General features: G+C 50.3%; 8 protein-coding genes. 1 reads left to right on the top strand and 7 read right to left on the bottom strand.

What is annotated here, in order from left to right; all coding sequences use genetic code 11:
* Positions 1 to 610 (top strand): TRAP transporter substrate-binding protein DctP (gene dctP, locus OEW58_13565; GenBank protein ID MDH5302374.1); only part of this gene is annotated, 610 nt, incomplete at its 5' end.
* 54 nt (positions 611 to 664) lie between these two features.
* Here the strand turns inward: dctP and OEW58_13560 are convergent.
* The 7 genes from OEW58_13560 to OEW58_13530 all read right to left on the bottom strand — a co-directional run bounded on the left by OEW58_13560 (position 665) and on the right by OEW58_13530 (position 9,562).
* On the bottom strand, positions 665 to 2,062 hold the full coding sequence (locus tag OEW58_13560) for a TRAP transporter large permease subunit (GenBank protein MDH5302373.1): 1,398 nt from the start codon (positions 2,060 to 2,062) through the stop codon (positions 665 to 667).
* Entirely contained in the window at positions 2,059 to 2,613 is a 555-nt protein-coding gene (locus tag OEW58_13555; GenBank protein ID MDH5302372.1) for a TRAP transporter small permease subunit, read from the bottom strand. The genes OEW58_13560 and OEW58_13555 overlap by 4 nt, the downstream gene beginning before the upstream one ends.
* Before the next feature lie 63 nt (positions 2,614 to 2,676).
* Positions 2,677 to 3,126, bottom strand: a complete 450-nt coding sequence (locus OEW58_13550; protein ID MDH5302371.1) for a group 1 truncated hemoglobin — start codon at positions 3,124 to 3,126, stop codon at positions 2,677 to 2,679.
* Positions 3,127 to 3,179: 53 nt separating this feature from the next.
* On the bottom strand, positions 3,180 to 3,779 hold the full coding sequence (locus OEW58_13545) for a YigZ family protein (protein ID MDH5302370.1): 600 nt from the start codon (positions 3,777 to 3,779) through the stop codon (positions 3,180 to 3,182).
* Positions 3,780 to 3,821: 42 nt separating this feature from the next.
* Positions 3,822 to 6,728 (bottom strand): EAL domain-containing protein, encoded by a 2,907-nt coding sequence (locus OEW58_13540; protein MDH5302369.1) that lies wholly within the window; start codon positions 6,726 to 6,728, stop codon positions 3,822 to 3,824.
* Between the two features lie 86 nt (positions 6,729 to 6,814).
* Positions 6,815 to 8,335, bottom strand: a complete 1,521-nt coding sequence (locus tag OEW58_13535) for a HAMP domain-containing histidine kinase (GenBank protein MDH5302368.1) — start codon at positions 8,333 to 8,335, stop codon at positions 6,815 to 6,817.
* 189 nt (positions 8,336 to 8,524) lie between these two features.
* The gene (locus tag OEW58_13530) at positions 8,525 to 9,562 is read right to left on the bottom strand and encodes a hypothetical protein (GenBank protein MDH5302367.1); all 1,038 of its coding nucleotides are present in this window, start codon (positions 9,560 to 9,562) and stop codon (positions 8,525 to 8,527) included.
* Positions 9,563 to 9,799: the final 237 nt, after the last annotated feature.

The raw sequence follows: 9,799 nt of genomic DNA, 5'->3' as shown, positions 1-9,799 counted from the left end.
TGGCTGGTTTAATCGCGAAATTAAATCTGTGGCCGACCTGAAGGGCATGAAAATGCGTATCGCCGGCTACATGGGTGGCGAGGTGTATCGTCGTGCCGGCGCAACGCCAGTGAGTATTTCCGGCGGTGAAATTTTTACGTCATTAAAATCCGGTGCGATTGACGCGACCGAATGGATTGGGCCATACAACGATCTGGCGTTCGGTTTTTACAAGGCGGCGAAATATTATTACTACCCTGGGTGGCAGGAGCCTGGCAGCACGCTGGAATGTTTGATTAACGAAAAAGCGCTTAACGCCTTGCCCAAGGATTTGCGGGCGATTGTGCTGTCGGCATGCCGCGTCTCCAATGAGCAGTTGACTGCAGAATTCACGGCGCGTGATGCGGCGGCATTACAGACGTTGGTGGAAAAACACGGCGTCAAAGTGAAGCGACTGCCTGATGATGTGCTGAAAGAATTCCATCGCTTGTCAGAAATCGTGGTTAAGGAAGTGGCGGGCAAGGATAAGACTGCGGCGAGAATTTACGACTCGTATATCAAGTTCCGTAAAGATGCCGGGGCATGGCACGCAATTTCTGAACAGGCTTATTACAACGCGCGCGCGTTGTAATTGTTCGGCAAATGAAAACAAAAAAGGCGATCCTCGGATCGCCTTTTTTATGGGTTAGTCTGGATAAACCACGTTGGGCAACCAGGTGGCCAGCTCTGGCCACATCGCGACCATGCACAACACCAGCAACTGAATGATGATGAAGGGGACGACGCCGCGATAAATCTGCCAGGTGGTGAGGCTGGGAGGTGCCACGCCACGCAAATAAAACAGCGCAAAGCCAAACGGCGGCGTGAGGAACGAGGTCTGCAAGTTGATCGCAATCATTACACCCAGCCACACCGGGTCCAGACCCATGGCGAGCAACACCGGCGCAACGATGGGCACGACAACGAAGGTGATCTCGATAAAGTCCAGCACAAAGCCCAGCAGGAACATCACCAGCATGACGACCAGCATCGCGCCAAATGCGCCGCCGGGCAGATCGCTCAGTAGCGAGTGAACCAGTTCATCACCGCCAAATCCGCGAAACACCAATGAGAAAATCGATGCGCCAATCAAAATCATGAACACCATCGCCGTCACTTGCGTGGTTTGGCGAACGACGTGACGCAACACAGCCCAGGTTAACTGGCGCTGAAAGGCGGCCAGAATCATCGCACCAACCGCGCCCACGGCGGCAGCTTCGGTGGGGGTGGCAATGCCGCCAATAATGGAGCCAAGTACTGCCACAATCAGCAGCAGTGGTGGCACCAGATTTTTCAGGGTTGAGGCTAACACCAGGCTGAAATTGGCTGGGCGATCTTCCACCGGAATGGCAGGCATACTTTGCGGATGCCAGATGGCCTTGGCGATCAGATACACAAGGTACATCGCTACCAGCAGTATGCCGGGAATCAAGGCGCCCACAAACAAATCGCCGACGGAAACCGTGTCGGGCGAAAAAATGCCCATGTTCAATTGCGCCTGTTGATAGGCGGATGACAACACATCGCCGAGCAACACCAGAATGATGGACGGTGGAATAATTTGCCCCAAGGTGCCCGAGGCGCAAATGGTGCCGGCAGCCAAGCCTGGATCATAGTTGCGGCGCAGCATGATCGGCAGCGACAACAGGCCCATGGTGACCACTGTCGCGCCGACGATGCCAGTGCTGGCCGCCAGCAAGGTGCCCACCAAAATTACCGAAATGCCCAGACCGCCGCGTAGCGGGCCAAACAGCGTAGCCATGGAGCCCAGCAGATTTTCGGCGATTTTGGAACGCTCCAGCATCACGCCCATGAACACAAACAACGGTACGGCAATCAGTGTCTCGTTGGTCATGATGCCGTACAGACGATTGGGCAGGGCAGCGAGGAAATCGGCATCGAAAAAGCCGATGAAATATCCCAGCGCCGCAAAGCCCAGTGCGCCGCCACCCAGGGTGAAGGCGACCGGAAAACCAAACATCAGCAACAGGCAGACGAAGCCAAACAACACCAGCGACATATAGGTTTGTAAAAATTCCATCATGCCATCGGTCCTTCTTCATTTTGATGCAATGACGCGTAATCACGGCGTCCGCTGATAATCAGCAGGGCGCGGACAATGTCATACAAACCTTGCAGTACAACCAATGCGCCCATCACCAGCAAGGAACTCTTGAGCAGGTAAACCCAGGGCAGGCCGCCGGCTTCGCGCGAGGATTCTTTGAGTTCCCACGCTGCGCCAACATACTCCCAACTGCTCCAGAATATGAAAACAAACATCGGCAGCAGCAAAAAAATGGTGCCCAGCAAATCCACCCAAGCGCGGCGGATGGGGGAAATCTCGCGATAAAAAATGTCGACGCGCACGTGGCCTTGATGACGCATGGTGTAGGCGGCGCCCAGCAAAAAGACTAGCGAGTGCATGTAGATGACGGATTCCTGCACGGCAATCCAGCCGCTGTTAAAACCATAGCGGGCGACGACGATGGCGAAGGTCAGCAGGACCATCAGCAGCGTGAGCCAGGCAACGATCCGTCCTATCCACTCATTGAGCCGGTCAAAAACCGAGGTAAAAATTTCCAGGGTGTTGAGCATGACAATTCCAAACAATCACGTGAAATGAGCGCGATTATATCGGAAAGTCGTGGGTGCGTCGGCCTATTGGCTGGTTTTGGGGGTAAATTCGGGTTTGTTAATCAGCACGCGCGGCTCAAACAGCCAGCCGGATTTGTAAAACTCTTCCACGCTGGGTTTGACGATTTGGCGGTGAAACGCGTTGTCGATGCGCAGCCAGCGGTCAAGATTATCGCCATCAACACCGGCTTCTAGCAGTGAGTCGCGCAGAATCTGGTGGCGCAGGTCGTACATTTCCTGGGTGATGAACAAGTGGCGGTGAGCCATTTTCGGCTGCTTGCCAAAATAGGTGACGTCGGTGGCGCCCATTTTTTCCGCCATGAACAGGCTTTGGCGCTTTTCGATAGAGGCCTGGTCATGACCGATGAAAAACTTGCCCAGCCAAGGGTGAGCATACAGCTTGTCATAGAAAATCTTGTGTACCCGGTCCAGGGTAGGCATGCCGCCAATGGCAAGATACAGCGATTCAGTCATAGCGCACCTCCGTAGACAGCTAAGGTAGCATAAAGATGTATTTTGAGTAAATGTTACTCGCTGAGACCTATGTCACGACTGGCGCAAAATTCGCGCAGGGCGGGAAGGTGTTCGGCCTTTAGCTGAACATTCAGGCTAACCTGTTGATCATAAATGCTTTGACCGCAGGTGGCCTGGTGGCTGTGGCACCAGTGGCGCAGGTCTCTTTCCTGGGCGAAGTCCAGCCGGGCGAGCACTTCGATGCGTGGCTCATGGCGGATCAGCGGCAACTGCGACACCACGGCCTCGGTGGCCGCTGAATAGGCGCGGGTCAGGCCGCCAGCGCCGAGCTTCACGCCGCCAAAATAGCGAATCACGATCACCAGTACATTGCCTATGCCCTTGTGGGAGATGACGTTCATGATGGGTTTGCCTGCAGTGCCGCCGGGTTCGCCGTCGTCATTCATTGCGGCGCTGCTGGCGGTGGCCGGATTGCCCAGCACATAGGCCCAGCAGTGGTGACGGGCGTCGGGATAGTCCTGGCGGGCCTGTTTGAGTGCGGCCTGCACTTGTTCGCGGGTTTCTACCGCTAAGGCGCGGGCGATGAAGCGACTTTTTTTTACTTCAATTTCCGATTGCAGCGGGCTGGCGGGAGTATAAAAGGGTTTGCTCATGGCGGTATTGTGCCATGCGCGGGGACCGCCGCCAAAGTGGCGTTATCCTGCTTTGCGGGCAGGCAGTGGTGCCAGGTTGTAGCCACTGTGCTGGGCATTCAGTCGTTGTACAAAATCGTCGGCAGACAGGGGTTTGTCGAACAAATAGCCCTGAATATTATCGACGTGCAGACTTCGCAGAATGCCAAACTGGGCCAGATTTTCTACACCCTCTGCTGTCACTTTCAGGCCAAGGCTGTGAGCCATGTTGCAAACCGCAGTACTGATGGCGAGGCTGGTTGGGTCGTGCTCAATTTCATCGACGAAGGTTTTATCCAGTTTGACTGTGTCGATAGGCAATTTTTTGATGCGACTGAGCGATGAGTGGCCGGTGCCAAAATCATCAATGGCCAACTTAAGACCATGTTCGCGGCCGAGTTGATGCAAAACGTGTTGCGCCAGATCGGCATCGGTCATCATGGTGGTTTCGGTGATTTCCAAAACGATTTTATGCGGATCAGCGTTGGTGCGGCGCAGTAATATATCTATGTTGTCGGCCAGATTAGCTTGGCTGAGCTGTCTGGCAGATAAATTAATGGAAATGTATGGCTGTTTATTGGCGCTCAGCCGCGATTGCAGCGATGCCTGAAACAGAAACGCTTGTTCAAACACCCAAGCCCCGATGTCGATGATGCTGCCGGTGATTTCGGCAACGGGAATGAATATCGCGGGAGAAATGTAATTTCCCTGATGACGCCAGCGAAGCAATGCTTCGGCACCGACGATGTTTTGCGTACTGCTGCAGACGATAGGTTGGTATACCAGTTCAAATTCTTTATTTTGTACGGCTGAGCGCAGGCCGCTGGCGATGTGCAGATATTGTTTGGCGTCGTGGCCAATTTGCGGCGTATAAATTTTCCAGCCATTTCTACCTTCCTGTTTGACCGAATACATTGCAGCATCGGCATTGCGTAACAGGACACTGCTATTTTCATCGGCATTGGTTGCGATGACCACACCAATACTGACAGTGGGATAAAACGGAACCTGGTCAATGGTGAAGGGTTCCTTGATCACGTCAATGACTCGATTAACAATGGGCTCAATTTCATCGATGCTGTTTAGATCGTCACACAAAATTAAGAACTCATCGCCGCCAAATCGGGCAGTAATGTCGCCTGGGCGCATAATGCTGGTCAGTGCCTGGCCGATTCTGACCAGCAACGCATCGCCAATATTGTGGCCAAAATTGTCGTTAATGACTTTGAAATCATCCAGATCCAGAAACATCAGGGCAACAAGTTTGTTAGTGCTTTGGAGTCTGTCGAGCGCATTTTGCAAACGTTCGCCAAGATAGTTTCGGTTTGGCAGGCGAGTAAGCGGGTCATGGGTGGCACGCCAGGTAATTTCGGCCAATTCCTGCTTGCGCCTGGATGTGTCACGCAGGCTGACGACGATGTGTGTTTTTTCAAGATGGGTGAATTTGGCAATGGTTGCTTCAGCAGGAAAGAACGAGCCATCTTTTTTATAGCCAACAATTTCCATCCGGTCTCCCATTTCCCTGATTTTATGGCTGCCGTGGACAAAACCGTGGATATGTTTGTGGTGTTGGTGGCGAAGGTGAGGGGGAAGCAGGATTTCTACCGACTGACCAATAAGTTCACTTGCGGTGTAGCCAAACAAATGTTCACTTGTTTTATTTGCCTTGACGATGATGCCGTGCTCATCGGTAACAAGCAGAGCAATGTCAGCAAAATGAAAAATCTTGCTTTCAAACTCGTCAGAAACCGTGGTTTTAAGCGAGCTTCTGCCGGAAGGTAACTGGGATGCTTTTGCTTCGTTTGCAGAGTTTTGCTGGTAACGGGGAGGAATGATGGGTGGAATTCGCCCAAAATATTCAACGATTTCAAATTGGCCGCGAGTATTGCATTTGGTCAGATAGCTGTTGATGTGCGCATGATGAAGTCGGGGATCCATTTGCACATCGCCCTGTGGAGAGCGCAGCGAAATATTTTCCAATGTGGCCACCAGCGTTTCACTATCGGTGGAGCCAGCACTGGCTACTGCGGCAGCAAATGCATGCACGCAAAGATAAGTGCCTTCGCCAAAATTGGTTAGTACGCCATTGCCATCTGGCCATATGCCATTGATGCCAGGCAGGGCTGACAGTTGCTTTAGATAACGGTGATTTTCATCGGTTTCAACGGTCATGAAGTAGCTGTTGACCGAATATAGGTCGGATCTGACATCGGCAGGAAGTTGTTGAGCCATGCATTCGTCGTAATGAGCCATGACGACAGCAATGCGATTCTTTAATCCCTTGTTGTGGAACTGTGTCAGCAAATTTAGTTGGTCATTTCCTGCTGCGTACGGAACAAAAACGTTAGCGCCAGAATTTGCAAGATCTTCTAGCAGAAGGTGGTGGTCGGTTGTTCCCAGCGGGAAATATTGTTCACCCACAATTTCGCCGCCGATTTTTTCCAATACCCTTTTTGCTGCATCAATGGAGCCGCGAGGCCATTCGTAGTTGTTGCCGGCAAAGAAAAATTTAGGGCCGTACTTCTTTGCCATGTATGGGATCATGTGGTAAATCTGCTGATTGGGCAGGGCAGCAAAATGGAAAAAATATCTGTTGTAAATGCTCCCCTCATAAAATGAGAAATTGAGCAACGGAATTTTTTTAGGGACAGAAACCCGTTCTGAAACTGCAATTCGCGAATTGGATAGCAGCGTGCCTATCATTGCGCTGCAATGGTGCTGCTCAGCTAGGCGGATTGCTGCAGGAACTGCGCTGTCAGGCAAGCTGCCATCATCTTCAATGATTATTTGTAATTGCTTGCCAAGTATGCCGCCATTTTTGTTGATTTCTGCGCAGGCTATGTTTGCTGCGTTGGATATTTCCTGGCCATAGATGCTTACAATGCCTGTGAGGGGTGCAAGCAAACCCAGTTTGATGACATCAGCTGTCATGGGATTTTTTCCTCGATAGGTCGTCACTATTATATCGTAGTGAGACGCTGGGAAATTAGGCGACAAATAGTGGCTGTATTAGGGTGTTAGCATTCTGTTGGAATGCTGATGGTGACTTCAGTTCCCTGATTGGTGTCGCTGATAATCTTCATTTCTCCGGACAGCAGGATGACAATACGCTTGACAATAGCCAGTCCTAGGCCTGTGCCGCCGTAGGATCGATTGGAGTTTTCTTCGTTTTGGGTAAATGGCTGCAAAAGGTAGTTTATTTTTTCCTTGGGCATGCCAATTCCGGTGTCTTTAATGGTGACAACAAGTTGATCGTTTCCTTGATGTTTCGCCGATATTTCTATTTTTCCGGTATTGGTAAACGTCACCGCATTCTTGAGAAGTTGATTAATTGCTTCGTTGAAAAGTGTTGCGTCATTGTAAATTGATATGTTGCTGTCGATGTTTTTTGTCAGAGAAATTCCTTTTTTTGCAGCTTCCTTTGTGTGAACATCGATTGTGTTGTTTATTATTTCCTGTAATACATATTTTTGTTTGGACGCCACAAAATCATCAGTGGATATTTTTGTGTACAAAAGTATGTTGTTGATAATGTGGCTGAGATTTTTGCTGGATTGATCAATGATTTTCAAGTAGCTGTTTAGCTCTTCATGGTTGTTTTCCCCGAGATGAATAAGCTGCAGCGCGCCATGGATGCCATTGATGGGGGTGCGCAGCTCGTGCGTCATGTTGGCAATAAAGTTTGATTTGGTAATGTTGGAAATTTCGGCTTTCTTATAGGCGCTTTCAAGTTCGTGATTTTGCTGAATGAGTAGCTGGGTATTGTGAGATATGGCAGATTGCATTGTGTTCATGGCGTTAAGAAGAAGCCGGGTTTCCTTGCCGCCATATTGTTTTATTTCATTGCCAAATTTACCCTGGCCAATATCGGTGGCGATGCTGGTGGCATACTGAATAGGGTTGAGGATGTACTTTTTTACCAGGATCGCAGTGAGTAAAAACCAAAGAAACAGGGATAGTGTGAAAACGCGGGATTGAATTTGTTGGATTTCAATTTCCTGTTGGAAAGATTTTTCCTGTTGGTTGTCCCAGTGGATGGTGGTCATGCCAATGGCGATGTCTAATAGGTCGGTTGGGCGGCGATCCATGCCTCGCACAAAGGTATCTGCAACGATGTGCGGATTGATTTTGGTTTGTAAATATAGTTGTTTAGCTTCACGATATTTCTTACCGAGCATCAGGTGCTCTTTCTGGAAGCGTGCAATGATTTGTTGAATCGATGGGTTTTCAGACAGCAGATCGTGAAGTAGTTGTGCTGTTTGAGTGACTTTGTGTTCCTCTTGCAGCATTTGTTGCCAATATTTTTCTCGGTCGGCTGGTGAGTGACCTCGCAACAAAAAGTCCTTCCATTCCTGAACCTGTTTTTTGAAATGCACTTGTAGCACGCGAGTATGTAGTGCCTGCTGCGAATACAGGTGATGCATTGCGTTGTTGGTGGTGAGGTTGTCGGTGTTTTGCTGCTGATGCCTCGCTTCTTGATAACCAAAGAAGGCGATGGATAAAAACAGGATGATCGCTAGGGTTAAGCGGATGCTCATGGCTGAGATTGTCTGTATTCGGCGAATGAGCTAATTATCGGTCGTACTGCTGTTGAAGTTGATCTCTGAATTTCATTGGTTTCTTACTGGGTTTTCCGAGGTAGGAGCATGAAACCCAGGCGAGTATTGAGAATGGGGGCGGTGGTTGGGGGGAGGCGGCACCACCCTTGGTCGGGTGGTGCCAGGCTGTTAGTGCGGTTTTGCTTCGCGCAAGGCCGAATGAATGGCGGTCTTGGCGATCTGCTGGATCTGGCTGGCAACGCTTTCTACTGGTTGCTCGAACGTACCATTGGTGCGGGGTTTGACTAACATATTATTAGCGTGGCTCTCATAGCTGCCAGTGATGGTTTCATTGAGCTCATTGCTGGCGGTATAGGTCGGGGTGTCAAAACCAGAGTCGCCGTACTGCATGGTGCCGTTCCAGTTGTTGAATTGGAAATCGACGGTACCCCCGTAGTAAAAGGGAGCGTCTGCCTGGTAATAGAGAGTATTGGCTCTTAGCTCGCGGTAGTTGGTTTCCGTAGAGTCGGGAATGTTTTGGAACGATATCTGATCAATGGTGGTGCCGACGCAACCCTCCAAGTTTCCTGTGAGATCACAGGCCTGAGCAATATTGCCTTGTTGGTGCATCTTGTATTTGGCCCTGGAGTCAAACGAAAGGCTGAATTCATCAAAGGTTGTTGTGGCTTTGAGTCTCATCAGGCCGCGTTGGGATGCGGTTATTAATTTCAGGTTATCCAGTTCTCTGAGATGTTTGCCAACAATATCGACCGGATTGTTGAACTGATCGACGATCTGAATATCGTCAAATGTGATGCTAAGGACAATATATTCAATCTTTGTAAAGGGCAGCTCAAAGCTGGGGCATTTCTCCAGGCCGACCAGGTTGACGGTTACCTGTCCATTGCCGTTATGGCCAGCCTCAATGATTGGGTCGCCCATGGCGTTCTTCACGCAGCTATCCTCATTCCCTCCGTTGATCTGGAGTGACGCCGGGGCTTTACTTCCGAAGTCTTCTTCTGCCTCGATCTCGAACGCAACATCGGAAGCATCGATAGAGTCATAAGTGGGGGGGGCGAAATCGGCCAGAGTTAGATCTTCAGCAGGCTTGCCCAGCAGTTCAATGACGCGTTGTTCCGCACTGGGGGGATTGTTCTCGTTTTTGTCCCAAGGGCAGCCTGTCAACAACAGGGCAGAAGCGAGAAGGCAAAGCAATCGAATGTTCATAGCCAACCATCCATAGTTATGTAGATTTATTTGGGGCGAAACGCAGTGTGTCCGCCGAGTTCTTGATTGTATCCCTTATAAATAGCGAGATAAATATGTGAATGGGTGTCCTGTAGTGGTCAACTAATTCCGGACAGTCGTTTAAGTTTTTCTTCTTTCGCCGCAGGCGAAAGGCCATCATTAGCCGCATGAGGACGCCGCTGGTTATAGTGCGCCATCAGGTACCAACCAATATCC

The sequence above is a fragment of the Gammaproteobacteria bacterium genome (assembly GCA_029884425.1).
Lineage (GTDB): Bacteria > Pseudomonadota > Gammaproteobacteria > S012-40 > S012-40 > JAOUHV01.
The sequence above is the reverse complement of the archived record's forward strand: the minus strand, read 5'-3'. Positions and strand labels throughout refer to the sequence as shown.